Here is a 26,464-nt window from a genome sequence, read left to right on the forward strand (position 1 = left end):
TTCTTGCTTAGGAAAGACCTGAAAATCTAGCAAAAAAGGCAGAATTTACAGATATATAAGCTGTTGTGCTGGATTTTCGTAACTTATGATAAAAATTGACCATGTTCACTTTTATGTAGAAGATGCCAAAGTGTGGCGGGATTGGTTTGTACACCATCTCGGTTTTGAAGCAGTAGCCGATAGTATCAGTTCATTTCACACTTGTACGGAAGTTGTGAAAAGTGGTGTTGTCTGCTTTTTGCTGTCTTCACCACTATTGCCTACAAGTCCTGTAGCTGAGTTTCTGCGTCAGCATCCACCTGGTGTGGCAGATGTCGCGTTCATTGTCGAAGATGTGGAAGCGGCAATCGCCATAGCTCAAGCACACGATGCCGAAGTTATACAACCCATTCAAGAACATCAGGAGGGTGATATGTCCCTCAAGTGGGGTAAAATTGCCGCTTGGGGTGGGCTAAATCATACGTTAATAGAAAGGCACTTTCTTAAACGGGAAGAGTGGGAGAACACGAAGCTAGAGGAGATAAGTAAACAAGTACTTTTGTCCCCCTCTCCGATTACCGCCATAGATCACATAGTGCTAAACGTAGCAGCAGGGGATTTAGAGCGTGCTGTCGCTTGGTATGAAAAAATCCTAGATTTTCAACCCCAACAGGTATTTAAAATAAAAACTGATCGCTCTGCTTTACATAGCCGAGTGATGGTTTCGCGCAACGGTAGCGTACAGATGCCAATTAATGAGCCAGCTTCTAGCAATTCCCAAATTCAGGAATTTCTAGATGTCAACCGTGGGCCTGGAATTCAACATATCGCTTTGCGAACACCCAATCTTATTAGTGCGATCGCTCAATTTCGTGCCGATGGTTTATCCTTACTCTCAGTTCCTAACAGTTACTACTCACGGCTAAAACAGCGGCGAGGACTGCCACTATCACACCGAGAAATTGAGGCGATCGCCCAACAAGAAATTCTAGTAGACTGGCAAGAAGATGCTCCCGTAGAGGTACGAAATGCCGCGCCCCTACTACTGCAAATTTTTACACAGCCCATCTTTGATGAGCCGACATTTTTCTTTGAGTTTATTGAACGCCGTTCTCAAGCTCAAGGTTTTGGGGAAGGTAACTTTCGCGCTTTATTTGAAGCTATTGAAAGCGAACAAATTAAACGCGGTACTCTCAGCTAAACAATTTAAAATTCAAATCCCTACTTCCTTAAAAAGAAGTTTCTAAAAAAACGCCTAGATAAACTTGATAGTGCGGTTTATCTCTCGAAAAATAGCCCCACAGATGAGATAATTTTAATAAATATTAACATTTCCCGCCGATGCTAAGACTAATTACTGACTTCGACGGCCCGATTATTGATGTTTCTGAACGCTACTACCGTGTCTATCAATTCTGCTTGGAAAAAACTCGATACCCAGATCAACTGGTACGAGAACTTGCTAAAGCGGAATTTTGGCAGATGAAGCGATCGCGCGTTCCCGAAAAACAAATAGCTTTAAATTCTGGGCTGAACGAAGCTCAAGCACAAGAATTTTCTCAATTACGGCGGCAAACAGTGCATACAGAACCTTATTTCCAGCATGACAGCCTTGCACCTGGTGCTGTAGATGCACTGTTAAAAATTCAACAAGCTGGTGTCGATTTGGCGGTTATGACTATGCGTCGGGTTTGGGAACTAGATTATGCCTTTAAAAAATACGATTTAGGTAGGTTTTTCCCAGAAAATCGTTGTTATTGTCTCAGTAACGACTACGTCAAAACCCGCGACATTGAAGACAAACCTTTGTTGATGGCACGAGCATTAACAGATCTTCCCCCCGCTGCTGATACTTGGATGGTGGGGGATACAGAAGCCGACATCGCCGCTGCTAAAAAACACGGTGTTAAGGTGATGGCTGTGGAGTGTGGTATCCGCGATCGCACTCAGCTAGAACTTTACCACCCCGACTTAATTGTTAAGGATCTAAGCTTTGCAGTAGATTTAATCTTAGAGCCTCAACGTCTTATCTAGGACTATGCATCTACGACTTCAAATAGAAATTTGTCTATTTTATTTTCATCTTGGTAATAGGTAATTGGCCTCTAACCCATTACCCCTTACCAGTAATACACATCCAAAATCTAAAACTCACACCAACTTTGTTTGAGTAGACTTTCCAAGATGTAGAAATAGGGTATGGCCCCAATTTCAACTAGGTTTAACGTAGAAAGCTACTAACCAACCACAACAATATAAATGTTAATACCGTAGAGAACTGATTCGACGTAATGAATGGTGTTTGAGATATTAGCCAGCCAGCTACTAATCCTCCAGCGATTAGGCCAATTATCAAACAGATTAGCGTGAACAAAACTGCTCTACCAAATTTGCCTTCTTTGCGATTGAGAAAGTAAATACTTACTCCTACCCCAACCACCAATGCTAACTGCAAAACTTGGTCGCCCGCCTCTGGATAAAACACACTAATCGCACTCAAACCAAGATACCAAGCTCCTGGTAAGAGTACATCCGCCGGTGTTGGTTGATCCAACATTCGTTGCAGCCATGCAGGCGACTGCTCACGCGGAGTTGGACTTTCTTTAGGAGGCGATTGCACACGCAACTCTGGGAACCGGATACGCTCAGGTACTTTGATTTTGCCTTCTTGGCGCATTCGTAAGCGATCCATTAAAATCGCATCGTAAGCTGCTTCAATTATTTCTAGACGCTTGGCATCGCCACTGTATTGCTCGAATAGGCGATTACGAGCATCCTGAATTTCATCGAAGCTAGCCTCTTCTGATACCCCAAGTTTTTCGTAGGGATTTTGATCGCTCATGGGAGTTTGTTACTTCAGCCTCAGTCAGCGGCAGTCTTTTGTCGAAGAATAAAACAGCTTTAGGTCATATTCTAATCGAAACTAAGTCTCGACAGATTTTTGTGCCCTACCAGGATAGTAGCACGGGTCAGTTTGATTGACTTGTGAATTTTAACTACAGTCACTTTAACATATTGCCAGAACTCCGTGTATTTCCTCATGTCGTTACCTAGTTAGCGCTTTACTCTAGAATTTGAACTGGGATACCTACATATCTTTATGAAAAAATTAACTTTAGTGTTTCAAATTTGGCAACTTACCGTCCCCTGAGTGAGTCCTATTGAATTAGCCTTACAATTGCTTGTGGCATCGATTCTGTATTACGCATATCAATTTAAAACCCTACGGTTTTAGATTAGTATCTAACTCGGAAAAACTGTCCCAGCGTAGCAAACCGCTGCGGCTAAGATCAGAACATCTGTCTGCGGGACATAAAATTGACAATTACAAGGTCTGCACTTGCATGTAGCGCTGGCTATAAAAAGTTTTGCGCTTCCATTGCTCAGAATCCAGATTACACTATTATTTTGAATAATCAGGATTCTCATACCTTAGCCTTGTAAATTCTTAATTAGTGCCGAAGTGGAAACTGCGTATTCACGCAATCCTCATGTTAATCCTATGAATTTTTGTACAAAGTGATGGTCATGGCTCCTGCCAAGATTCTTGTAGTTGACGACGACCCTGCGGTCCGCAATTTAATCCAACGCTTTTTGATTAAGCAGAACTATCAGGTGGAGGCTGCTGAAGATGGAAAGATGGCTTTAGCTCTATTTGAGCAATTTAACCCTGATTTGGTAATTCTAGATGTGAATTTACCAGATGTAATTGGGTTTAACCTCTGCCAAGAGATGCAAAGTCGTAATGGTGTGTTTGTTCTGATGCTGACTAGCCGTGCAGACGAAGCTGACAAGATTCGCGGCTTTGCTAAAGGTGCTGATGATTATCTTACCAAGCCTTTTGGGCTGGGAGAACTAGAAGTCAGAGTAGCAGCTATTTTGAGGCGTCAGCGGGTTGTGACTACCGCCGAACAGAAACGCCTGCTATTTGAAAAACTTATGATTGATCCAGTGCGGCGAGAGGTGACACTTAATAGCCAACCAGTACTCTTAACTGCTCTGGAATTTGACTTGTTGCATTTTTTAGCCAGTCATCCAGGTCGAGTTTGGCGGCGTGCAGAACTAATCCAAGAGGTGTGGGACTATGAATATGTAGGCGACCAACGGGTTGTAGATGTACATATCGGTCAAATCCGCAAGAAAATTGAAGTAGATGCTAGTCAGCCAGCATTAATTCAAACTGTACGTGGCGTAGGCTATAAATTTGAATGTCCTACTCAACCCCAGCAGTTGGAGGCCAAGTCCTGAGTCCCTAGTCTAGAGTTTTAACTCTTAACACTTGACTAAAATACTTAAGTACTGGATTTCATAAATCCCTAACTTAATTTGCCATGCTGAGCGGAACGCAGTGTAGGTTAGATGCGTTCCATTCAGAATGACATTGAGAATTTTTCAAATTTTGCAACAGATATGCATGAACTTTTAAGAGAGGTTCTAGAGAACTCTGAGCATCAGCTTCCGGCGCTCAGAGTTCTTTTATGCAATGAAGTGGCTTCCTTTCTCTACGAGACGCTCCTTCGCGTTGGAAGAAGATCCTTCGGGTGATGCTCGTTACCTCTACCCTCTTGCTACCACTTCTCTACGTTCGCGCAGCCGTGTCGCAGACAGACGCTCTTGCTAGCTTGCTTCCCTATAGGGGTACGCTGACGCAGTTTCCTAGATTGGGAAACCCACCTACTCCCGCCGTAGGATGCCCGTTCGCCTCCGATTTCCTTTAGAAGAAAGGCTGTAGGGCGAACAGACTGAACTAACCACGCTGGTTTACCAGTCCCCAATTACTATTTTTAAGCCAGGGTAATCATATTTAGCAGTGGTGGAACAAAGTTTCCAGATAGACTCGGGCCGCACGGCGATCGCTATCTCCATTTTGTAGCAAAAATAGTGATAGGGCTGCTGTTAATACTCTGTTTTGATCCCAATCAGGATGCTTTTCTAAGTAGTTTTTTAGGGATTCGTGGAGTGTTTCGGGAATTTCTGTAAAGATGCTGACTGTTGTGTTCATAAGATTTTCCTTCTATGAGACTAATTAGGAGGGACTTGCTTGCGCTAAAGCGGCCTAGGGCTACTTCACACAATCTTTCGCCAGTCCGACAATCTGCACCAACATCTTAGGTAATATATTTGACAAATTTGATGTCAGCGGTTGAGCGCATTACAAAAGCAAGCCGCATCATTGTGCGCCAAGAGGGGGTGGGTTTGTCAATGCTGCGAAATGTAAAAAACGATTGTATAAAAAATAAATGCTAACGAAATAATCAGGCTTATAACCTTTTTTTAGTTACTTTACTTAACAAGAACTCAGTCCACGCAGTTCATTACCATTTGTAATCAATAATCCCCAGTAAAACCGTAAGAGCCTATTGGCTCGTAATACACCTGTGGAAAACTGCAAAAATACCTGTGGAAACCCTGTGGAATTAGTGAGGAAAATAGCAGTCAATGATAAGAATTACAAAAACGTTTACAATTCTCACATGGGCTTTATTGGAAGCAACTTGAAAGTGAAATGATACAAGAGCGATCGCCTTTGAAATCAAGATGTCAGTATACACGTCGAAAATATAGTGGAGACTCAGTGAACCTAGAATATACGAGGCTTGAGCCAGCATAGGGTCTAATTCCGACGCTCTTGCAACTTGCGATAAACCGATTTCAAATCCACTTGATGGTAAGCTAAAGCAACTAAAGTATGATATAATAAGTCAGCTACTTCGCCTGCGATCGCATCAGCCTCATCATCCTTAAAAGCCATCACAACCTCAGCAGTTTCCTCACCAATCTTTTTCAAAATCTTGTTATCACCGCCAGCCAATAACTTGCACGTATAAGAACTTTCAGCAAAATTGTCGCGGCGATCGCATATCACCTGAAACAATTGCGATAATGTATCGCCTGGTGGTAAAGCAATTTTCCCGTTTACTTGATGAAAACAACTGCGTTCACCAGTGTGGCAAGCAATATCTCCAATCTGTTCCACCCCAATGAGCAGCGCATCACTATCACAGTCATAACGGATAGTCTGCACTTTTTGAATATGTCCAGAAGTTGCTCCCTTATGCCATAATTCCTCACGGGAACGACTCCAAAACCAAGTTTCTCCAGTTTCCAAAGTCTTATATAACGACTCCTGATTCATCCACGCCATCATCAGCACAGTGCCATCAAGATAATCTTGAACAATTGCAGGCACTAAACCCTGTTCATTGTAGCGAATTTCCTCAACAGGGATAGCAGAACGCAGTGAATGCAGATTGTTAAAGTACATATCAGCTAGCTTGCTCTAATGAGAATGATTCATGGATTCACGATACCATTCTAAATACAAAAGCTGATATGCTTTTGTGAATTGAATTTTATTAGTTAGTTTTAAACAAGAACATTTCTTTCCATCGCAGATTGCATTTTTATCGCACTTAATGCGACTTGGTGAGCTTTTGGTGCTTCACCATACCAGTGAATCGCCGAGTTAAAGGCTGCCCGGTAAAGATCCTGGTATGCCTCAGATAATCGAGTCCGAATCTCTAAAGGCAAGTCTTCATTGGATTTATATAACATATTGTTATTTTTATAGTTCAGCTAATTTTATACGATAGAAATTCTAGGCAGTTTTTAACCCTATCCTAAGATAGAGCTTTTTTTTCTTGTCCACTGTTAGGAGAGAACCTTGGTAAATACCACAATAAAAACAACAAAATCACAAGAAATCTTCGCTGCTGCCCAAAATCTCATGCCAGGCGGAGTTAATTCTCCAGTGCGTGCTTTTAAATCTGTAGGCGGACAACCCATCGTTTTTGATCACGTTAAAGGTGCGTACATTTGGGATGTAGATGGCAACCGATATATCGACTATGTGGGCACTTGGGGGCCAGCAATTTGTGGTCATGCTCATCCAGAAGTGATTGCAGCACTGCATGAAGCCTTGGAAAAAGGTACTAGTTTCGGTGCGCCCTCAGTGCTGGAAAATGTTCTGGCAGAAATGGTCATCGATGCCGTTCCCAGCATTGAAATGGTAAGATTTGTTAACTCTGGGACTGAGGCTTGCATGGGAGTTTTGCGGCTGATGCGGGCTTTCACTAAACGCGACAAAATTATCAAATTTGAAGGCTGCTACCACGGTCACGCTGATACGTTTTTAGTGAAGGCGGGTTCTGGCGTTGCGACACTCGGCTTACCCGACTCCCCAGGAGTACCTAAATCGGCAACTAGCAACACTCTAACTGCTCCTTTCAATGATCTGGAAGCTGTAAAAGCCTTGTTTGAAGAAAATCGCGACGAAATTGCTGGTGTTATTCTTGAGCCAGTCGTCGGTAATGCTGGCTTTATTTCTCCTGATGCTGGCTTTTTAGAGGGCTTACGGGAGCTTACCCACGAGCATGGAGCGTTATTGGTGTTTGACGAGGTAATGACAGGCTTCCGCATTGCTTACGGTGGCGCCCAAGAGAAATTTAGTGTCACCCCCGATTTAACAACGCTGGGTAAGGTTATCGGTGGTGGCTTGCCAGTAGGAGCGTATGGCGGTCGCCGGGATATCATGTCAATGGTTGCTCCCGCAGGCCCTATGTATCAAGCTGGCACTCTTTCAGGTAATCCCCTGGCGATGACTGCTGGTATTAAGACTTTGGAATTGCTGCAAAAGCCTGGTACTTATGAATATCTTGACCGGATTACGCAGAAACTAGCAGATGGGTTACTACAAATTGCCCAAGAAACAGGCCATGCGGCTTGCGGTGGTCAAATTAGCGCCATGTTCGGGTTATTCTTTACCTCTGGGCCAGTTCATAATTATGAAGATGCGAAAAAGTCTGATACTGCTAAATTCGGACGGTTCCATCGCGGTATGTTAGAGGGCGGTGTTTACTTAGCACCTTCTCAGTTTGAGGCTGGATTTACGTCTTTAGCTCACACTGAAGAAGATATTGAGCAAACTTTAGCAGTGGCAAGAGATGTAATGTCTAGCTTGTAACTAAAAAAGTGCTGAGTGCTGAGTTCTGAGTCAAGACTACTTTTTTCGGACTTAGCACTCAGCACAACTTCAGTAGACGCTTCTGCTCAGAATGGTAACTCAGCACTACTTAACAGCCACAGCCTTCGTGACCACAGCCTTGGATGGTTCGATGACCTTCAGCACAGGCTTCAGAGCAATAGTATTTGCTGTCCTTGTTAATCGCATCTTCAAGTGAAACGATACACAAGCAGGTCGGACAAGCGCATTTCATTTGGTTTACGGTTGTCATATTTTTCTCAATTTCCTCTTGAGATTACTGTGAAAAGATTACTCTAAAAGATATGAACAGCTATTCATATATTTATTAATATAACTTAAACTGCTATTGGAGATGGAGAGAGTAAGTAAGAAGGACGAGTGTTTTTATTTAAATCTACTAATTAAATACACGTAATACTGTTTATTTTTGATAAACGATAAGTTGCAATATTCGCTACGTATTCAGACTAAATAATCATCGATAAAAGAGTTTTAAGAGTCAGTACAGTAAATTCTCTTCAGTTTGTTAAAGCTTTAAGTAAACTCAGTATAACTTTAGCAACTCTTCAAAGTCTTTCCAGCAAAAATTACCTGGTAAAAGTTGATTCTGCTCTCAATAATGAAATGAGAGTGTAATGCTCCCCGTTATTATTCGTGCAGCGAGTTGACAGTGCATGAGCTACTGCTTAAATCCTACCTGTCTCAATCCAGAAAATTTGGCATATAGCCAGATGTGTCAGTCTTGTGGCTCGCGGCTACTGTTGCGCGATCGCTATCGGGTATTCAAACCATTAGGTCAGGGTGGCTTTGGAGCAACCTTCTTAGCCAATGATCAAGCTTTGCCAGGAGAGCCTAGTTGCGTGATTAAGCAGCTACGTCCCTCTGGAACCACACCACATGTTTTGCAGATGGCGCGGGAACTCTTTGAGCGAGAAGCTAAAACTTTAGGCAAGATTGGCAATCATCCCCAAATACCAAGGCTGCTGGATTATTTTGAAGAACAGGAACAATTCTATTTAGTTCAAGAATACATCAGTGGTGACACCCTTCAACAGGAAATCAAGCACAACGGTATCTTAAGCGAAACTGGAGTTAAGCAGTTCTTAAGCGAGACATTGCCATTACTGCAATACATTCATGAACGCAAAGTGATTCACCGTGATATTAAACCAGCTAATTTGATTCGTCGTACTCAAGATGCCAGAATGGTTCTCATCGACTTTGGAGCTGTAAAAAATCAAGTTAGTCAAGGTGTACCAAGCCAATCAGGTCACACAGCATTAACTGCCTATGCAATTGGTACTCCTGGTTTTGCTCCTCCAGAACAAATGGCTATGCGTCCGGTTTATGCCAGTGATATCTATGCGCTGGGGGTAACATGCATTTATCTGCTAACTGGCAAAACCCCTAAAGATTTGGAATACAATCCTACAACGGGTGAGATGATGTGGGAGCAGCTGGTGCAACTGAGTGACCATTTAATAAATGTACTGAGGAAAATGTTAGATGTATCAGTACGTACTCGCTACCAGTCAGCGGAAGAAGTTCTTAGAGCATTAGAAATAGAACCATACTTGGAGAGCCTAGCACAGGGTTTGCTCAGTAAATCCGATGCTGGTGTTAAAGAGCGAACATATAATCACCGGGATAATTCTGCTGTTTTGTGCAGTAACCCTTCTGCTGCTGCCAACACAGGCATGGCGCAGGTAGCGGCAGCAATTCGTGCTAGACGAGCTAGGGTAGCAGAAGCCGCTGGATCACAAGCAGGGGGAATGCATCAGGGGCCTGTGATGGCTAAATCAACGACTTTGGCTAATAGCAACAGTCATGGTTCACAAATTCCCAATTCTAGAGTTGAGCGTAAGTTAGATACCCAAAGTTTGCTAACAGCTTATCTGAAGGGGAGACGGGATTTTGCTCTACATAATTTAAGTTTGCTGAACCTGCAAGGTGTTGACTTATCGGGAACAAATTTTCACTCCTCTCAATTGCAAAAAACTAATCTCCAGGGAGCTAATCTCTACAATAGTGACTTTGGCAGAGCCAGCCTCACTCGCTCCAATCTTAAAGACGCTAATTTGACCAAAGCTTACTTCAACCATGCTGATTTGGAAGGAGCAGATCTGCGAGGTGCAGACCTAAGCCATGCTCATTTGAGCAATGCCAATCTCCGGGGAGCTAATTTGTGTGGTGCTAATCTGACTGGTGCTAAAATTTCCGATGAGCAGATGGCACTAGCAAAAACGAATTGGATGACTGTGCGCCCCAATGGTAAACGAGGTTTGTTGTGATTTGAGATTTTTAGATTAGTTCAGTCTCAATGGAGCATCTCATGTTTGCAAATTGGGAAAGAATGTCTTGTGTGAAAAATTGATTACAGTTTAACAATATTAAATTTTATAAAATATAATGCTATGGCAGTTATGCTTAGTATGACCTTAATTTCCTAATCCATAATTTTATTCAAGGTTACATAGCAAAACTACGTAGTTGTTTTACTAGTTCTTAATCAAATCTTCATATTGTTGAGATTTTACAAATAACAAAGATTTATTTACAATAAAAAACGAAGTATCACAATAATTTTTTAGAAAAACTTATCATGATGCTTGTGACTATGAATAGCAGGGAAACTCTAATTTAAAAGTTGTAAAACTTCACGCTCTGAAATAGTTCAAATTTTCAGTTAACAGCGGAAAATAAAAAAGCAAAAGCAATTATCCCTGATTGTCGGCTGAGACAAAATATTCATGACCGAAATCAGGCAATACAAGGCTTATCTATAATGGCTGACTTTGCACAAACGGAAATACAACGACGATTAAGTTTATATCAGGTATTCCTCAAGTTGTATGAATACCATAGCAGCCTTTTAGATGAAATTCTTCAGCTAGAAAACGTATATCAGCCGTCGCTGACAAAGGTGAAGCCCTGTTATGTAAATGGTGTAGTAGATACTACTGCTGTTTATTTAATAACTAACTTATGCGAAAATGAAACACAAACTTTACGACAGCCACAACAAATTTGGACAATAGGTCGCGATCGCAGTAGTGGCATCCGCATTGCTGATAGTTATCTGTCTCGTCGCCACGCCGCTATTCAATTTATTGACCAAGGTTTCTATTTAGTTGACTTTAACAGCACTAATGGCTCGTTTGTAAATGGCGAACGCGCTTACCAGCCACTCAAGCTCAAAGATGGCGATCGCATCAAGTTAGGCAGTATGAGTTTCAATTTTTTCATAAATCATACTTACCGTATTTTGCCAACTGTAGCAATGGAGTTATTGATGCAGCTTGTGCCTAGAATTGGTAGCAATCCAGTAGAAATATCTACTTACGTCCGTAACAGACAACAGCCAATGTCTGAAAATCCAGATGATACTTTAGCTATCGCCAACAACTCTAACTTGTGTAAGAAGTTAGAACATTGGCACAATGCCTTAAGCACAGAGCAAAAGTCAGAAATTTTAGATCGCTTTTTAAGTAGACAAATATCATACAATCCCAAATAACAGGCTGTATGAAGGTAGATGAGGTTTTCTACGTCTCCTGTTTTACCCCGAACTTATGGTGATGAGCAGCAAGTGCCGCTCATCAATAATTTTCACTACTGTTATTCTTCTTCCTCTAAATCGGCTTCTTCCTCTTCTTCACTAGTCTTAGTTACGGAGTTAGCAGAAACAACAGCTCCTTTGTCTAGCTTTTCACGTACTAATTGCTTAATTTGTTCAGCAAATTCCGGTTTTTCTTCTAGGTACTTGATAGCGTTGTCTCGACCTTGGGAAATGTTGTCACTGTTGTAGCTATACCAAGCTCCCTTGCGGACAAGCACGCCAGTCTCTTCTGCCAAGTCTACAATACAACCCAAGGTAGAAATTCCTTTGCCAAAAATAATGTCAAATTCCGCAATCCTAAAGGGTGGAGCTACTTTATTTTTAGCAACTTTAACTTTGACGCGATTACCAAATTCGTCAGTGCCTTTTTTCAAGGTTTGAATTCGGCGAATATCCAAGCGTACCGAAGCGTAAAACTTCAACGCATTACCGCCAGTTGTTGTTTCTGGGCTACCGTAGGTAACACCAATTTTTTGTCGCAGCTGGTTGATGAAAATTACAGTGCAGCCAGATTTTCCAATATTACCAGTAATTTTACGCAGAGCTTGGCTCATCAATCGTGCTTGAAGACCAACATGAGCATCACCCATATCGCCCTCAATTTCAGCGCGGGGAACCAATGCTGCTACTGAGTCAATGACTACAATATCAACTGCGGCGGAGCGAACAAGCTGATCGACAATTTCTAAAGCTGATTCACCAGTATCAGGTTGAGAAATAAGTAAATTGTTGATATCCACACCTAGTGCAGCAGAGTAGGCGGGGTCAAGGGCGTGTTCAGCATCGACATAAGCGGCAATACCACCATTTCGTTGCACTTCAGCGACCGCATGTAGCGCTACTGTAGTCTTCCCGGAACTTTCCGGCCCATAAATCTCAATCACTCGTCCTTTGGGTAAACCGCCACCCAATGCTAAATCTAGGGTGAGCGCTCCACTAGAAATTGTCTCCACCCGCATCCGGGTAGCATCGCCCAGGCGCATGATTGCTCCTTTACCAAAGCTGCGCTCTATTTGGTTGAGTACCATATTCAGCGCTTTTTGCTTGCCAGAAGTATCGGTGTTGATAGCCATTCCTGCCTCTAAATATATGGATTTTATGGATTTAAGGATTGATTGTTGGGTTCGGAGCTTGAGTAGAACAGATATACTATTTTAGCCAGAAAATTCTGGAATAGGACTTCTCATCTTAAAAAAGGGTGTGACAAGATCGTAACTTGATCGCTACCCAATCGCTAGCTGATTTAGGTAGTCCTGAACAATGATACCAACTTGCATTCAGAGATAGCTTCTTTTGGCTGGATAAGCAAAGGATTTTCAAAGAAAAGATTATTCAAACAATACTGACTGTTAGTAGAATCTTACTCGTAAGCTGCGGTAGGAGCTAAATTAGGAGCGAGCCAATGCAAATCAGCATATCATCTACAGGGCTTCATTGGCTAAAGGGAAGATTATAGACGGCTTGTAGTGTGGTGTTGAAGGGATTTCAAAGCTTTAGGATCAAAGACTTCTTGAGTCAAAGTTTAGAGAATCTATACTTTATACTCTATGCGGGACGGCTTTCTTCCTTGCCTAGTTCGCGTAGCGGCACGTTAGCGAACGCGAAAGCGTCTCGTAGACAAAAGAGGCGGGACAAAACCCAGTACAAGTACAGAATTACCACCGCTTTTAATAAAGAATATTCTTATTATCTTGTTTTTTCAGATATAGAATATATTCATAACTACGATATTATTCTAAGTTTATATACTTGATATTTATATCTTAAATTAGTTAAGCTTTAAAATAAAACATTAGACGTTTTTTAGCTTTTCAAATATCTTATACTTCAATTAATAAAATATAAGTTTTTGATGTATAAAAATGATTACTGAGAATATCTTTTACATGAATATTGTCTAATATATTGCCATAATAAAGTCATAAAATTTTGAGATGGGATCGCCAAATCTCTTCAAATCTGATAACATCGAGTCACCGCTGTGGGGCGGCATAGCTTACCTTAGAAAAGTTGTTTGGTGTCTACGTCAAATCGCTAGATAACCAAAATTCTTATGCAAAACCCTGCTCGGATATAGCCGTCAGGAAAATTGAATTGGCGCTTCTAAGAACTGGCTTCAACATTTCAGCCTCAAGAAGTCGTTCCAGCTTCAATTTTCATCAACAGAAGTGCTTGGTTTTGCACTTCTGCTATTTCACATTTAATTGTTTTTTAACATTTGCTCCTCATCATGACACACAGATCAATTAATCGCTTCAATTACTCAATCTGGAGATAGATAATGAATAAGCTAATTCTGTTTCTAGTTAGTAGCGTTTTGGTAATTAATACCTTTGGCTGCCAAGAGGCTCCTAAAACTGGTTCAGAAACTCCTAGTACTACTAATGAAGCTGCTCAAGTCCCAGCCAAATCGGCTTCTCAAACAACTCAAACTAAAGATAAAACTGCTAAACTTCCAGGAACACAAACTACTCCTTCAGTAGCTAGCACAGATACTAAAAAAACAGAAGTACAAAAATCTACCACCTCTACTACTAAAGTTGGAGGCGACTTAAAAACCGAAGTTAGCAAAAAGTTGAAGCAAGGCTTACCTGGCAATAAGTTAGAAGTTGAAAACAAAGAAGGTGATATTGTCCTTAAAGGCACAGCTACTTCCCAAGAAGAACTCCAGAAAGCTGAAACCCTTGTCAAAGAAGTTAAAGGTGTGAAGAATGTGAAGGTGGAAGCGAAAGTTGAACCTGTAAAAAAGTCCTAGAACTGGAAATTAGGGACTAGATACTGGATACTGGGTACTAGGAGGACGAGGGGGAATTATTGAGCAGATTTCTCCCTTGTCTCTTTCCAATACCTGATATTTGTACCTTGAATTGATTACTGTCAAATATAAAACCTGTATACAAATATCTCACTTATAAATGAAATAGATGTTTATTAAAAGCATAATGTAAAGAATCGTTACTGGATCTGATTAGTCTGTACTCCATAAAGAGAATTGCTGTACTTTGATGCATTATTGCTGAGTTCATCCCGTTCTGGTAACGTCTGAGCTAGGGCTGTCCAGCCAATTCTGTATCAAAGACTAAATATGAAAGTACTTGTGAATCTAAGAGGTTATCTAGCGTACTTATCTGCATTGAAGAAAGCGAGTGTGTGTAAAACAAGTGCGATCGCTTGTCTGAGTCTGATGTTTCCTACATTTATGCCTGATGTAGCTGCGGCAGAAACCGTGATGCAAAAAGTGGCACGGACTGGTATACTAACTGCTGGCACTAGTAAAGATGCGCTTCCTTTCGCCTCCTCTGACAATCAAGGGAAGTTGACTGGTTATTCTGTGGATATGCTGGCTCTTATCAAAGAACAGTTAGAAAAAGAATTGGGCAAAAAAATCCAACTGAAATTAGTCGGACTTACCCCGGCAGAACGTATTCCCAAAATAGTTAACCGCCAAGTTGATATTGTTTGCGACGCTACCAGCTTCACATGGGAGCGGGATAAAAAAGTGGATTTTTCGGTCAGTTATGGTGTTACTGGCACGCAGTTATTGGTTAAGAAGGGGAGTAATTTGGGTTCTCCTGAATCCTTAATTAACAAGCGAATTGGTGTGCTGGCACAAACTACTAATGAACTGGCAATTAAGCGAGCACAACCCAAAGCTAAACTAGTGTACTTGAAAACTAGGGCAGAGGGATTTGCTGGTTTGCAACAGGGCAAAATTGATGCTTTCGCATCCGATAGTATCCTGTTGGAGGGATGGTTGCAAAAAGCGAAAAATTCTGATGCTTTTGCGATCGCTCCTGATCGCCCCCTTTCACAAGAGGGGATTGCTTGCATGGTTCCTGAAGATAACTCTAAATTCCTGGACTCGGTGAACTATTCGCTTGTCAAGTTCATGCAAGGATTTGTGAATGGTAATCAACGATATGTCGCTATTTTTGATCGCTCGTTCGGTTCACAAGGAGCCGTTTTTCTGAATCGCGATTTACGAGATTTATTTTTGGAAACCATGCAACTGGTTATAGAATTCCGTGAAGAGATTCCCAAGGGTGACTTGTGAGAAGTGCAGATATCTTGTGTATCCCGCTACTAGTTAACGAACTGTTCCTCTTAATGATTCAGCATTAACAGGTTTAATTAGGTAAGTCTGCAACAAATGCCAAACGATGGAGATTATTAGGGGTAATTTTTGGCAGAATTTGAGAATTGGTGAGCGTAGCTTGCCGCTGTAGGCATCGCTCTGACTAATCTCTGCCAGTTTCAGATTAAGCTCTGAACACTGCTCCAACCGCCGGAAAAACTTAGGGTGATTTGTATTCAAAATCAGGGGAAATGCCCGTGCAGCAGTGTTATTCGTCTCTTGAATAACTCTGGTATTATATTCGCGTGGGTCTATCCCAATGGATTGATAAAACGTTGCCCGTTCAAATACTGTCAAAGTATGGGTAGCAAATACACTCAACAAGAAGAAACGCACCCACAACTGCGCCTTCCAATTGTTCCATAGTTGAGGTTGCGACAGCAGCAACGCTTTGAAAAAATCCCCATGTCGATTTTCATCCTGACACCAACTCTCAAACTTACGGAACAACGGATAAATTTGGTGTTCTGGATGTTTTTCCATGTGACGATACACTAGGATGTAGCGCCAGTAGCCAATTTTCTCAGATAAATAGACTGTGTAAATAATCCACTCTGGCGGAAAGAAGGTATAAGTGCGATTTTTAGTTAAATAACTCAAGTCAAGCGTAAGATTAAAATCTGCCATTGACTTATTCAGAAATCCCGCATGGCGTGCTTCATCCCGTGCCATAAAATTAAAAGCTTCTGCCAAAATAGGGTTACGATTTTTCAGTCGGCGCGATAACTCTTTGAATAGCAAAAATCCAGAAAACTCTGAGGTACAAGAGCGTTCTAAAAAGTCAATGAAAGCGCGGCGCGTTTCCCCATCAATGTGATCCCAACACTGCTGAAATTCTTTATCGCGTACAAAGTGATTGCGGTTATAGTCTGCTCGTAACTCCTCTACAATTGCTTGTAACTCCATCTCTTGCGCCGAAATATCCAACTGCGCCACAGCCTCGAAGTCAGTAGTATAAAACCGAGGTGTTAATAATGTTTCTTGAACAGGCACTTTTACACCTGGTTTCGGCAACTTAGGTTGAGGGGTTTCCAGAGACTTAACCATAAAAATCCTTCTATCGTTTTAACCTTTAAAAGTTATATAACCATAAAAAGTTATTAATGGACATCAGTTAAATTATTGAAAGTAAATTGTGAGAAATAATCTGACTGCCTACCGTTTTAGAAGAGTTGAAATGCTTACCTATAATCAACTTTGTAACTGCTCAACTAAGATGTGCTTCAGTGTGAAAAGCAGAGAAATCTAAAGAAATATTAATAACTTCATAGTTATACAAATATTAATAGTTAAATAATTTTAGAGGAAAGAAAAATAGCTGAGATCTGTATTTGCAGTCGTACTTGCTGGATGGCGTAATGCAGATCCGCTCCACACCGAGAATAACAATCTTTTAACTCTGGCATTGACTATGAACTGGCAAACATCCTGAGTCGATGACCGATCAAAAACCTTGCGCTTGAACATGAAGGAAGCAACTCAATGGTTTTTCTACTACCTGGTGTCAAATTTGATTTGGATATGATCAAAAAGTATGACACTCGCGCACCCAGATACACCAGTTACCCACCTGCTACAGAGTTAAACGAAACATTTACTCAAACTGATTTTAAAGCCGCGATCGCCGCATCGAATCAACGCAAATCTCCACTTTCTTTGTATTTTCATATACCTTTTTGCCAAAGTGCTTGCTATTTCTGTGGCTGTAACACGGTAATTTCTAACAACAAGAAGATTGCTAAACCTTACGTGGAGCATTTAGTTCAAGAAATTAAGAATACCTCAGCCTTAATCGACTCACAAAGAAAAGTGCTTCAGATTCACTGGGGAGGCGGTACTCCTAATTATTTAGAACGTGATCAGGTAGAATTCTTGTGGAAAAACATCAATCGCTACTTTAATATTGATCCACAAGCAGAGGTTTCAATTGAAATTAATCCTCGCTATATCGATAGAAACTATATTTTCTTTCTCAGACAGATTGGGTTTAACCGTATTAGTTTTGGTATCCAAGATTTTAATCGTCAAGTTCAAGTTGCAGTGAATCGCGTCCAACCTGAAGAAATGTTATTTGATGTGATGAGTTGGATCAAAGAAGCCAAATTTGAAAGTGTGAATGTAGATCTAATTTATGGTTTACCATATCAAACCCGTGAGACATTTCGGGAAACAGTGAAAAAAACTATTGAATTAGATCCTGACCGAATTGTTGTCTTTAACTTTGCTTACGTACCGTGGTTGAAACCGACGCAAAAAAATATTCCTCAAGAGGCTTTACCAGTACCGCAAGAAAAATTAGAAATTTTGAAAATGACCATTGAAGAACTAACGAGTAATCAATATCTATTTATTGGTATGGATCATTTTGCTAAGACTAATGATGAACTAGCGATCGCTCAACGTAATGGTACTCTTAAACGCAACTTCCAGGGGTACACTACTCATGCTGACACAGAACTTTTTGGTTTTGGTGCCACTTCAATCAGTATGCTAGAAGATGCTTATGCCCAAAATCACAAGCAATTAAAGGATTATTATCAGGCAATGGTAGCAGGTGTTTTACCAATTAGCAAAGGCATCAAGTTGACTCAGGATGATATGATCAGACGGGATACGATCATGTGCATTATGTCTCACTTTCAGATTAATAAAGAAGATATTGAAAATAAACATCACATTAGCTTTGATGAATATTTTTCTGAGGAAATAGAAGCATTAAAGCCACTAGAAGCAGATGGCTTAGTCAGTTTATCAACAAACTACATTCAGATCACAGACATTGGCAGATTATTAGTAAGAAATATTGCTGTGAAATTTGATAACCATACTAAAATGCAAGAAACAACTTTTTCTCGTGCAATTTGATCCTATTTTTTTTCTAAATAATTGTTATATGTTAGTGACTCAATGGCTTGAAAACTTGTTTTGGTCGTTAATATTATCTTGTTACAACCAAAATAATTTGTAGTGAGCAAAAATTTTTGGCAAAATTTTATTTATAAAATGTATTTCTCAAGATGGATAACAAGATTCTCAACTTCTTTAAGAAGTTGGAAATCTCTTTTATTTAAGAAGTCGAAAATTTGAACGAACTATAACTTTTGGATTTAGAATTTACCCCATGTGGTAGAAACTATTGTAAAGCAGGATTGGTAACTTATATACAGGGTGAGCAGTTTGAGGAAATCATGAACATCGTTGTTTGGGTAGCATTAGGACTTTTAGCTGGTGCGATCGCCAAAGCTGTTTACCCTGGTTATCAAGGTGGTGGAATTTTATCCACAATAATTTTGGGTATTGTTGGTGCTTTTATTGGCGGAAGTCTGTTAACACTACTGCAAACAGGAACCCTACAATTGACAGCAGGCGGTGCTGGTTTAAGTATTACTGGTATTTTAGTTTCTGTACTCGGTGCAATTATTACTATATACCTATGGGCATTACTGGGAAAAAGTAGTAATGCCCAAATACTGATTACCAGTTGCGAACTATTAACTGAAGTGTGTTTAATTAAGTCTTTTAGTTCACTAGTCTTATTGAAAATCTAAAATCTGTAATTAGATAGACGAGACTAGAAAAATACTAAAAGATAATGATTTAGCTGATCCATTCTGTTCTGTCACATTACATTATTTTTGGAAAGGGAAGAGTATGTTTTTTCACAGAAAAGAGCCTATTCATGCAGTCAAAATTGGTGAACCAAATCCTCGTTTTGCTCAACTGCTTTTAGAGCAATTTGGTGGAGCTACTGGAGAACTTAGTGCTGCTCTACAATATTGGGTACAATCCTTTCATGTCGAAAATGCTGGCATTAAGGATATGCTTCAAGATATAGCTATCGAAGAATTTGGACATCTAGAAATGGTTGGCAAACTCATCGAGGCTCATACTAAAAATACGGATCAAACAGAGGCTTATAAAAGTACTCTTTTCGCAATAAGAGGCATAGGCCCTCACTTTCTAGATAGTCAAGGTAATGCTTGGACTGCAAATTACTTGAATGAAGGTGGAGATGTGGTGCGTGATTTGAGAGCTAATATTGCTGCTGAAGCTGGCGCTCGTCAAACTTACGAAGAATTGATCAAGCTGTCTACTGATCAAGAAACTAAAGAGGCTTTAGTTCATCTATTAACACGAGAAATTTCTCATACCCAGATGTTTATGAAAGCTCTAGATTCACTGGGTAAGTTGACAGATCCATTCTTTGGTAACGTTAAACCTGACGAAACTGTTGCTCTATACTACAATCTATCTTCCTATGGAAATGGAAATGGTAAGGATGAGCGTGGCCCTTGGAATTCTGAGCCAACATTTGAGTACATTGCTAACCCATCAGAAAGTAGCTCTTAATTCAATAAGTTCCAGTAAGAACGTAGATTGAAAGGTACAGATCCCTTTAGCACCTTCTTACTTAAAACTTTCAAACTTAAGGTGGGCATTGCCCACCTTATTTTAAAATTGGTAGTCGTTAGTTTACTCTATTAAGGTTTTATTTTGTCTATCGTATAATTATGCTTAAATTTACACTATTTGTTGTTAATCGCCAAGGGGAAATGATAATTAGTGTATTTTCAGTAATAATTTTATTGTTTGCTCACCTTTGTTTGCTAAATTATAGTTTTTCAAATTAAAGGTATTTGCAAAAGCCTACCTCGATGTTTCTGAATTCAAACATGAATTCAATAAATATCAAAATCAAAACTTAGAATCTGGAGATTGACTTGTGATTGTCAGTGCTACACAAAATGGTTGGGAAATCATTTATCATCGTGCTCACGCTTTGCTAGCAGCTCAACTAGCAGGACAGTGGCGACGCAAAGATGCTCCAGCACGTTTGTATGAAACGATCGCTGCTATTTCTCATCATGATGACCTAGAGAAGGAGTGGGAGGAAGATAACCTGACTGAAGCGGGTACGCCAATGGACTTCACTCTCAATTCAGATATCGATATCGAGAAGTTGTCTAATATGGCAAACAATGCACGCTACCGGGGACGATGGGTGGCTCTGATGATTTCTATGCACATGAGTCGTTTAAATGAGTCACAACGAGGTCAGTCTTCAGAAATAGACGAATTTTTAGATGAGCAACTTCAGAACCAGCAACGTTGGCGTAAGGAACTAGATATTGAGAAGGAGGAAATAGATGCAGCTTATGCGTTTATGCAGTGGTGCGATCGCCTTTCTCTCATCCTCTGTCAGCAGGAGTTACCTGCTGATGAGCGGTTCTTAGAAATTAGCAAAGGGCCTGACGGTAAGCGCTATGACATCATGCAAAGTAGTGATCAATTGGTGACTGTCAAACCCTGGCCCTTTCAAGATGACCGATTTACAGTCAACGTCGAAGCTTGCAACCTCTCTCAGGTTAAATTTGAAAGCAACGCCGAACTGAGTAAAGCACTTCAGGAAGCCCCCATCAAGGTGCTGGAGTGGACATTTGTTAAGAGTTAGGTACATCCAAATCAAGCTGTAGCTGACAGACTCCGCAATTGAAGCCCTCATTTGAGGGCTGTTTGTGTTGGAATTCCTCTAGAAATCCCAATAGCTTTTGATTAAGGGAGAAATTTCAGCCTTTCCCTCCCTTGCCCTTTACCCGGGCCACAAAGGAGATCAGAAGTGCTTATGAAGGAAAGTATTAGCCCAAATCTCTCTATTTTGATAAGTAGCTCTTATATTAGTTATCAATCTTCTTTTGTCAAGTTTAATTGACTATATGTAACAATCAAGCTAATATTGTTTACATAAGTTAATAAATCTAAAATTTAAATTACTGCTAGACAAAAAAAGCTGATTTCAGTATCGCTATCTCTCATAGACATTTGGACTTCTCCCATCGACCTCGACTTAACAGCCGAGGTTTTTTTTGCTCAGTAGTGCTAAGACTTTTACTAAGCTTGCATCATCACCTTTTCTGATTCCAGGCGTCAGAATACAGAAATCAAATCTTCAAATCAAGTTAATAGCCTTACGCAGATTTCGGTAAGCTTGAAATTATTACACCAATGTCAATTAACGTGCGCCTCCGTTGGAGACTCACGTTAAAGTGGACTAAAACCCAATAAATAAAAAAGGTAGGACTGCCTACCTTTAAACCAAAAAAAGCATTTTATAACCAAACAAACCAAATATCACACACAATTTTGACGAATCTATTGCAAAAATATAACAACCGTGTGACATTTAATCTGAAGTAGATTTTGCTATGATCCCCAGCTGCAAACCTGCCGGATAACTACCTTGCTCTTTGATTTGCTTAATTTCAGCATCCGTTACCCGCAAATTTAACTTTTGTGCCAACACTCGTACAACATCTCCCCGGTCAATTACACCAGCTACAGCACCAGCGGGAGAAAGTACAGTAATCCGAGGTAACTGCTCATTTTCTAACTTGTTAATCACCTCAGCTAAGGAAGCTGACTCTCCAACCGTGGGTATTTCTGTCAGAGGATGTACGATGCTGTGTAGGGTTTGGCTTTCCCATTGACTTCTTTGGATTAGACGTAAATCGTTAATGGAAACCATACCCCGGTAACGTCCATCAGAAGCAGCAAAATAAATCTGGGAAGGAGCAGTTTCCAATAAGTATGAATCGGCAAAGGAACGCAATGTTTGGTCAGCATCGACAACGCGAAAATCACGGGTCATAGCATCTGTGGCTAGCAGCTGTAGTAAAGTTTCTTGCAATGTAGTCACACGGTCATAGCTGTTGGCATTACGGATACCAAACCAACCCAACAGAGCAATCCATAAACCAATAGCCAATTCTTTAGTCAATAAATCTATGGCAAATCCCAAGGCGATCGCACTGTAACCCAAAATTTGCCCCGCTCTGGCAGCCCAGTGTACAGCTTTATAACGATTACCTGTTGCTTGCCATAGTGCTGCTTTTAACACTTGCCCCCCATCTAAAGGTAAGCCAGGAATCATGTTAAACAGTGCTACAACCAAGTTAATTCGTGCTAAATCTCCGACCATTACACTGATGGGGCTAGTATCAGGTAAGACGCTAGCTCCGAGACGCAGCAGAAAAAACAGCACAATACTCACCAACGGCCCAGCGATCGCTACTTGAAAAGCTTTTCCTGGAGTTTTGGATTCTTCTTCTATAGCAGCAATACCGCCAAACAGAAACAGGGTAATCGAGTTAACTTTAATGCCTTGCGATCGGGCTACCAAACTATGACCTAACTCATGTAATAACACCGAACCAAATAGCAGCAGCGCCATCACTATTCCAGCGCTCCAAGCGATCACAGTCCCCCATTCTTGATAAGCCACCCCAAAGTTAAGGGTCGCCAGCCCCAAAATCACAAACCACAATGGATCTAAAAATAGGGGAATTCCAAATAAAGACCCAATTTTCCAATTTGTTTGCATTACATTGTCCTAAAACTAAATATCGCTAGCAGTTTTTATAGCGGCATCTTTAGTATATTTTTATACATAAATTATATGGCAATAATTTCAGCAGTACCGAAGCCAAAGATGCTCTAACTTCTAGAATAGACAATTACTGCTAGTAATCAAAACTTAATGCTTATAGGCAATGCGAGCAATTTGAAGCAGCGAAAGATAAGGCAGCAGGGAAGAGGGCCTATCCTAGTAATAACAATGGCATGATGGTTCTTTCTCCTGCATGAGTAAACTAGTTGAGTCTAGAGAGTGAATTTATACTATCTTTGAAGGCAAGTACAACTTTGCTGATGAAGTAGTTGAATCTTCCCACAAAGGGAAGGTTAATACTTCCCTCCTCAGTTAGAACAACTACACGAAAGCTGACTTGGCTAATACTCACGAGTTATCTTGCTGGAGAAAGAACCAGAATCATTTTTGAGAGTTTTGTATTTATTGAAACGTTATGAGTAACGTCTCTATCATCCCAAAACTACAGGCGACCGATGTTAGTGAGTCCTAAAACAATGCCAACACCGATAACATGACCGAAAGCCATTGCCGCGACGAATGTTGGAACACTAACGGGTAGAATTGGGAACTTAGGCCCAACTAGGGGTTTCTCAATTCTAGTACTTAGCAAAAGAACTACTAAGCAACTGATGCTGATGATAATCCCCACAGTGGGACTCCATGCTGGTGTTGGAGGAACAGTTGCAGCGGTTGCTAGTAAGATAGATGAAGTCAAGCTTTTGTCTCCTAAATGGAAAAATAATGTAAACCTACAAAATTATAAAGTTACTCAGGAAACAAGCGAAAATAATTAGCAAAAATTCGACGTTTTTTTTTAGTTCTCAATTTATGTCAAATTTATATGCGCGTTAAGATTTGTGGCATCACTCAACCACAGCAGTCTGTAGCGATCGCCTCTCTTGGCGCAACTGCACTAGGATTTATTTGTGTGCCGACTTCACCTCGTTACGTTACTACATTGCAAATTTGTGCAGCTGTGGCACAACTACCAGAAAATATTGACAGAATTGGTGTTTTTGCCAACGCCAGTATCCCCGAAATCAGCCAGACAGTTGTTGATTCTAGGTTGACTGGTGTGCAGTTACACGGAGATGAATCACCAGAATTTTGTTACCAGTTGCGTCAATCTCTAGCAAACGTCGAAATTATTAAAGCGCTCAGAATTAGAAGTCTTGAGCATCTAAACACAGCAGTTGATTACAGTAAATACATAGATACTTTGCTACTTGATGCTTATCATCCCCAACAACTGGGTGGTACAGGTCAAACCTTAGATTGGACAATGTTAGAGCAATTTAGCCCCAGTTGTCCTTGGTTTTTAGCTGGGGGACTGACACCAGATAATATTGTGGAAGCCTTGAGTCAGGTTAATCCTAGCGGCATTGATTTATCTAGTGGTGTAGAGCGTATACCTGGAGATAAAGATTTGGACAAAGTAGCAAAGTTGTTTGAGAAATTAGGGACTAGGGACTAGGGACTGGGGACTAGGGACTAGGGACTGGGGACTAGGGACTATAAATTAGAAACTAAAGATAAGGTAAATTTGTCCCAATACCCAATACCCAGTACCCATTCCCTAAAAGAATGCTGCTTGGTGACGAATCAAGTTAAAGAATTCTTCGCGGGTTTTGTGTTCCTCTTGGAACACACCAACCATTGCACTGGTAACAGTCCAAGAACCCGGTTTTTGAACACCTCGCATTACCATGCACATATGAGTAGCTTCCATCACAACAGCAACTCCCTGGGGTTCTAGAATCGTCTGAATTGCTTCGGCAATTTGCCGGGTTAACCTTTCCTGTACTTGCAAGCGGCGAGAATACATCTCGACGATCCGAGCCAGCTTACTTAGTCCCACGACTTTTTGGTTAGGGATATAAGCAACGTGTGCTCTGCCCATAAATGGCAGCATGTGGTGTTCGCACAAACTAAAGAAATTAATATCTCGCACTAGTACCATCTCGTTATGTCCTTCATCAAAGATGGCATCGTTAACGAGTTCTTCGAGGGATTGGTTGTAACCACTGGTTAAAAACCGCATTGCCTCGGCCACCCGCTTGGGTGTTTTGAGGAGTCCTTCGCGTTCAGGGTCTTCTCCGACGCCTAATATTAGTGTCCGTACGGCATCCGTCATTTCTTCCATTTGTTCCTCTTTTGGCGGGAACACATCCGCTTGTCGTCCGTTATGGGTATTGCGATCAGGTCTAGGATTGATAGCTTCTGCCAAATCGGGAATCAGAGGCGATTGAGAGCGATTAGAACCGTTGGAACTAGCGATAGTCATGGTGTAGTCTTGGTTATGGTTTGGTCATTAGTCATTAGTCATTTGTCATTAGTCATTTGTCATTTGCAAAAAACAAAAGACAACAGACAAAAGACTAATTAGAGTGCGCCAGCGCTAGGCATCAGGGTCAATTCGTCAACGACTGCCTGTTGTGGTAACAGAACTGTGTAGAGAATTGATTGAGCAACACTTTCTGGGGTTAACATCTTTGAGCGGTCAAAATCGGCATTAACGGTTTCTGTGTCCCAAAGTTCAGTGTTGACTGCACCAGGACAAATAGCAGTAACACGAATGCCGTGACCCCGTTCTTCTTGCGCCAGGGTTTGAGAAAGGGCTATCAGTCCAGCTTTACTGACGTTATATGCACCCCAACCGGGGAAAGGTTGTTTTGCGGCAATAGAGGCGACGTTGATAATTGTGCCGCCCCGATCGCGCATTGAAGGCAAAATTCCCACAATGCATTGAAATACGCTGGTGAGGTTCAAGTTAATTACTTGTTGCCAGTCTTCTAATGGGGTTTCGCTCAATGTACCTGTGTAGGCTATGCCAGCGTTATTTACCAGAATGTCTACGTTGCTATCAAGAGCGATCGCCTGAATCTTTTCTTGGACTTCTGAGATACAAGCTAGATCCACAGCGTAAGCTTTCGCTTCCACCCCAGCTTGCTGTGCTGCTTCTGCAACTGCCTCCAACTTATCTAAAGAACGGCTGACTAAGGCAACATCTATTCCTGCCTTTGCAAAAGCCAAAGCCGTTGCTTTCCCAATTCCACTACTTGCCCCAGTAATTAAGGCACGTCGTTTCCGCTCAACACTCATGGTTTCTCCCAATTTTTTGGCAGTTCCGAAAGCTTATTCCCACCTAATTATTCACATCTCTCTGTTTGGATAGATTAAAAGGAGCTAAAAATCCGTTAAATTTTTTGACACCTGCTGTACCTTAGTACCAGGGTGACTATATGCCATTTTGGTTTTTCCCAGTGAGGACAACAAATTATCGCCTGGGAAATCATACCGTACACTCAAAGTTGATTACTT

23 protein-coding genes and 1 pseudogene are annotated in these 26,464 nt (G+C 41.0%); 13 read left to right on the forward strand and 11 right to left on the reverse strand.

What is annotated here, in order from left to right; genetic code table 11:
- Window positions 1-88 precede the first annotated feature (88 nt).
- Complete coding sequence (gene hppD, locus FNW02_RS06710) at window positions 89-1,180, forward strand: 4-hydroxyphenylpyruvate dioxygenase (protein ID WP_191756926.1); 1,092 nt, start codon at window positions 89-91, stop codon at window positions 1,178-1,180.
- A gap of 140 nt (window positions 1,181-1,320) precedes the next feature.
- On the forward strand, window positions 1,321-2,013 hold the full coding sequence (locus tag FNW02_RS06715; RefSeq protein ID WP_191756785.1) for an HAD family hydrolase: 693 nt from the start codon (window positions 1,321-1,323) through the stop codon (window positions 2,011-2,013).
- Between the two features lie 187 nt (window positions 2,014-2,200).
- On the opposite strand, the gene FNW02_RS06720 is transcribed toward FNW02_RS06715, so the two are convergent.
- Window positions 2,201-2,821, reverse strand: a complete 621-nt coding sequence (locus FNW02_RS06720) for a CPP1-like family protein (protein WP_191756786.1) — start codon at window positions 2,819-2,821, stop codon at window positions 2,201-2,203.
- Between the two features lie 686 nt (window positions 2,822-3,507).
- Here FNW02_RS06720 and FNW02_RS06725 point away from each other — a divergent pair.
- Window positions 3,508-4,227, forward strand: a complete 720-nt coding sequence (locus tag FNW02_RS06725; protein WP_162395669.1) for a response regulator transcription factor — start codon at window positions 3,508-3,510, stop codon at window positions 4,225-4,227.
- 556 nt (window positions 4,228-4,783) lie between these two features.
- Here the strand turns inward: FNW02_RS06725 and FNW02_RS06730 are convergent.
- The 3 genes from FNW02_RS06730 to FNW02_RS06740 form a co-directional block, all read right to left on the reverse strand.
- On the reverse strand, window positions 4,784-4,981 hold the full coding sequence (locus tag FNW02_RS06730) for a DUF2811 domain-containing protein (RefSeq protein WP_162395668.1): 198 nt from the start codon (window positions 4,979-4,981) through the stop codon (window positions 4,784-4,786).
- A gap of 612 nt (window positions 4,982-5,593) precedes the next feature.
- The gene (gene hisIE, locus FNW02_RS06735) at window positions 5,594-6,244 is read right to left on the reverse strand and encodes a bifunctional phosphoribosyl-AMP cyclohydrolase/phosphoribosyl-ATP diphosphatase HisIE (protein ID WP_191756787.1); all 651 of its coding nucleotides are present in this window, start codon (window positions 6,242-6,244) and stop codon (window positions 5,594-5,596) included.
- A gap of 101 nt (window positions 6,245-6,345) precedes the next feature.
- Window positions 6,346-6,534: a ChaB family protein gene (locus tag FNW02_RS06740; protein WP_191756788.1), complete on the reverse strand. Its 189-nt coding sequence runs from the start codon at window positions 6,532-6,534 to the stop codon at window positions 6,346-6,348.
- A gap of 109 nt (window positions 6,535-6,643) precedes the next feature.
- Between FNW02_RS06740 and hemL the strand changes: the two genes are divergently transcribed.
- On the forward strand, window positions 6,644-7,942 hold the full coding sequence (gene hemL, locus FNW02_RS06745; RefSeq protein WP_191756789.1) for a glutamate-1-semialdehyde 2,1-aminomutase: 1,299 nt from the start codon (window positions 6,644-6,646) through the stop codon (window positions 7,940-7,942).
- Between the two features lie 109 nt (window positions 7,943-8,051).
- Here the strand turns inward: hemL and FNW02_RS06750 are convergent, their stop codons facing one another.
- The gene (locus FNW02_RS06750) at window positions 8,052-8,213 is read right to left on the reverse strand and encodes a metallothionein (protein WP_191756790.1); all 162 of its coding nucleotides are present in this window, start codon (window positions 8,211-8,213) and stop codon (window positions 8,052-8,054) included.
- Window positions 8,214-8,637: 424 nt separating this feature from the next.
- Here FNW02_RS06750 and FNW02_RS06755 point away from each other — a divergent pair, with 424 nt between their 5' ends.
- Both FNW02_RS06755 and FNW02_RS06760 read left to right on the forward strand, forming a co-directional pair.
- Window positions 8,638-10,254, forward strand: coding sequence for a serine/threonine-protein kinase (locus FNW02_RS06755; protein ID WP_191756791.1), 1,617 nt, complete (start codon window positions 8,638-8,640; stop codon window positions 10,252-10,254).
- 494 nt (window positions 10,255-10,748) lie between these two features.
- Window positions 10,749-11,480, forward strand: a complete 732-nt coding sequence (locus FNW02_RS06760) for an FHA domain-containing protein (RefSeq protein ID WP_191756792.1) — start codon at window positions 10,749-10,751, stop codon at window positions 11,478-11,480.
- A 101-nt stretch (window positions 11,481-11,581) separates the two neighbouring features.
- On the opposite strand, the gene recA is transcribed toward FNW02_RS06760, so the two are convergent.
- Window positions 11,582-12,655: a recombinase RecA gene (recA, locus tag FNW02_RS06765; RefSeq protein WP_191756793.1), complete on the reverse strand. Its 1,074-nt coding sequence runs from the start codon at window positions 12,653-12,655 to the stop codon at window positions 11,582-11,584.
- Between the two features lie 1,208 nt (window positions 12,656-13,863).
- Here recA and FNW02_RS06770 point away from each other — a divergent pair.
- Together FNW02_RS06770 and FNW02_RS06775 are read left to right on the forward strand one after the other, a co-directional pair.
- Window positions 13,864-14,337 (forward strand): BON domain-containing protein, encoded by a 474-nt coding sequence (locus FNW02_RS06770; RefSeq protein WP_191756794.1) that lies wholly within the window; start codon window positions 13,864-13,866, stop codon window positions 14,335-14,337.
- Between the two features lie 429 nt (window positions 14,338-14,766).
- On the forward strand, window positions 14,767-15,636 hold the full coding sequence (locus FNW02_RS06775; protein ID WP_225225491.1) for an amino acid ABC transporter substrate-binding protein: 870 nt from the start codon (window positions 14,767-14,769) through the stop codon (window positions 15,634-15,636).
- Window positions 15,637-15,669: 33 nt separating this feature from the next.
- Here the strand turns inward: FNW02_RS06775 and acsF are convergent, their stop codons facing one another.
- Window positions 15,670-16,764, reverse strand: a complete 1,095-nt coding sequence (gene acsF / locus FNW02_RS06780) for a magnesium-protoporphyrin IX monomethyl ester (oxidative) cyclase (RefSeq protein WP_191756796.1) — start codon at window positions 16,762-16,764, stop codon at window positions 15,670-15,672.
- A 435-nt stretch (window positions 16,765-17,199) separates the two neighbouring features.
- Here acsF and hemN point away from each other — a divergent pair, with 435 nt between their 5' ends.
- From hemN to FNW02_RS06800, 4 genes and pseudogenes are all read left to right on the forward strand, one after another.
- A complete protein-coding gene (hemN, locus tag FNW02_RS06785) occupies window positions 17,200-18,582 on the forward strand; it encodes an oxygen-independent coproporphyrinogen III oxidase (RefSeq protein WP_191756797.1) in 1,383 nt (460 codons plus the stop codon).
- Window positions 18,583-18,905: 323 nt separating this feature from the next.
- Window positions 18,906-19,181, forward strand: a pseudogene (locus FNW02_RS06790) (GlsB/YeaQ/YmgE family stress response membrane protein); the annotation flags it as partial.
- A 187-nt stretch (window positions 19,182-19,368) separates the two neighbouring features.
- The gene (locus FNW02_RS06795) at window positions 19,369-20,067 is read left to right on the forward strand and encodes a manganese catalase family protein (protein WP_191756798.1); all 699 of its coding nucleotides are present in this window, start codon (window positions 19,369-19,371) and stop codon (window positions 20,065-20,067) included.
- Window positions 20,068-20,440: 373 nt separating this feature from the next.
- The gene (locus FNW02_RS06800; RefSeq protein ID WP_191756799.1) at window positions 20,441-21,169 is read left to right on the forward strand and encodes a DUF3891 family protein; all 729 of its coding nucleotides are present in this window, start codon (window positions 20,441-20,443) and stop codon (window positions 21,167-21,169) included.
- Between the two features lie 729 nt (window positions 21,170-21,898).
- On the opposite strand, the gene FNW02_RS06805 is transcribed toward FNW02_RS06800, so the two are convergent.
- The gene (locus FNW02_RS06805; RefSeq protein ID WP_191756800.1) at window positions 21,899-23,095 is read right to left on the reverse strand and encodes a site-2 protease family protein; all 1,197 of its coding nucleotides are present in this window, start codon (window positions 23,093-23,095) and stop codon (window positions 21,899-21,901) included.
- 508 nt (window positions 23,096-23,603) lie between these two features.
- Window positions 23,604-23,858, reverse strand: a complete 255-nt coding sequence (gene psaK / locus FNW02_RS06810; RefSeq protein ID WP_191756801.1) for a photosystem I reaction center subunit PsaK — start codon at window positions 23,856-23,858, stop codon at window positions 23,604-23,606.
- A 126-nt stretch (window positions 23,859-23,984) separates the two neighbouring features.
- On the opposite strand from psaK, the gene FNW02_RS06815 reads away from it, so the two are divergent.
- Window positions 23,985-24,617 (forward strand): phosphoribosylanthranilate isomerase, encoded by a 633-nt coding sequence (locus FNW02_RS06815; protein ID WP_191756802.1) that lies wholly within the window; start codon window positions 23,985-23,987, stop codon window positions 24,615-24,617.
- A gap of 102 nt (window positions 24,618-24,719) precedes the next feature.
- Here FNW02_RS06815 and folE read toward each other — a convergent pair whose 3' ends face one another.
- Window positions 24,720-25,427, reverse strand: coding sequence for a GTP cyclohydrolase I FolE (gene folE, locus FNW02_RS06820; protein ID WP_162395803.1), 708 nt, complete (start codon window positions 25,425-25,427; stop codon window positions 24,720-24,722).
- 98 nt (window positions 25,428-25,525) lie between these two features.
- The gene (locus tag FNW02_RS06825) at window positions 25,526-26,245 is read right to left on the reverse strand and encodes an SDR family oxidoreductase (protein ID WP_191756803.1); all 720 of its coding nucleotides are present in this window, start codon (window positions 26,243-26,245) and stop codon (window positions 25,526-25,528) included.
- Window positions 26,246-26,464: the final 219 nt, after the last annotated feature.

Source organism: Komarekiella delphini-convector SJRDD-AB1, assembly GCF_014831675.1.
In the GTDB taxonomy this organism is placed as follows: domain Bacteria; phylum Cyanobacteriota; class Cyanobacteriia; order Cyanobacteriales; family Nostocaceae; genus Komarekiella.

Bases quoted from the DNA above. Each gene is read 5' to 3' on its own strand.
- FNW02_RS06715 (WP_191756785.1), top strand. From the start codon at position 1,321: ATGCTAAGACTAATTACTGACTTCGACGGCCCGATTATTGATGTTTCT.
- FNW02_RS06720 (WP_191756786.1), bottom strand. From the start codon at position 2,821: ATGAGCGATCAAAATCCCTACGAAAAACTTGGGGTATCAGAAGAGGCT.
- FNW02_RS06725 (WP_162395669.1), top strand. From the start codon at position 3,508: ATGGCTCCTGCCAAGATTCTTGTAGTTGACGACGACCCTGCGGTCCGC.
- FNW02_RS06730 (WP_162395668.1), bottom strand. From the start codon at position 4,981: ATGAACACAACAGTCAGCATCTTTACAGAAATTCCCGAAACACTCCAC.
- hisIE (WP_191756787.1), bottom strand. From the start codon at position 6,244: ATGTACTTTAACAATCTGCATTCACTGCGTTCTGCTATCCCTGTTGAG.
- FNW02_RS06740 (WP_191756788.1), bottom strand. From the start codon at position 6,534: ATGTTATATAAATCCAATGAAGACTTGCCTTTAGAGATTCGGACTCGA.
- FNW02_RS06750 (WP_191756790.1), bottom strand. From the start codon at position 8,213: ATGACAACCGTAAACCAAATGAAATGCGCTTGTCCGACCTGCTTGTGT.
- FNW02_RS06755 (WP_191756791.1), top strand. From the start codon at position 8,638: ATGAGCTACTGCTTAAATCCTACCTGTCTCAATCCAGAAAATTTGGCA.
- FNW02_RS06760 (WP_191756792.1), top strand. From the start codon at position 10,749: ATGGCTGACTTTGCACAAACGGAAATACAACGACGATTAAGTTTATAT.
- recA (WP_191756793.1), bottom strand. From the start codon at position 12,655: ATGGCTATCAACACCGATACTTCTGGCAAGCAAAAAGCGCTGAATATG.
- FNW02_RS06770 (WP_191756794.1), top strand. From the start codon at position 13,864: ATGAATAAGCTAATTCTGTTTCTAGTTAGTAGCGTTTTGGTAATTAAT.
- FNW02_RS06775 (WP_225225491.1), top strand. From the start codon at position 14,767: ATGTTTCCTACATTTATGCCTGATGTAGCTGCGGCAGAAACCGTGATG.
- acsF (WP_191756796.1), bottom strand. From the start codon at position 16,764: ATGGTTAAGTCTCTGGAAACCCCTCAACCTAAGTTGCCGAAACCAGGT.
- hemN (WP_191756797.1), top strand. From the start codon at position 17,200: ATGGTTTTTCTACTACCTGGTGTCAAATTTGATTTGGATATGATCAAA.
- FNW02_RS06795 (WP_191756798.1), top strand. From the start codon at position 19,369: ATGTTTTTTCACAGAAAAGAGCCTATTCATGCAGTCAAAATTGGTGAA.
- FNW02_RS06805 (WP_191756800.1), bottom strand. From the start codon at position 23,095: ATGCAAACAAATTGGAAAATTGGGTCTTTATTTGGAATTCCCCTATTT.
- FNW02_RS06815 (WP_191756802.1), top strand. From the start codon at position 23,985: ATGCGCGTTAAGATTTGTGGCATCACTCAACCACAGCAGTCTGTAGCG.
- folE (WP_162395803.1), bottom strand. From the start codon at position 25,427: ATGACTATCGCTAGTTCCAACGGTTCTAATCGCTCTCAATCGCCTCTG.
- FNW02_RS06825 (WP_191756803.1), bottom strand. From the start codon at position 26,245: ATGAGTGTTGAGCGGAAACGACGTGCCTTAATTACTGGGGCAAGTAGT.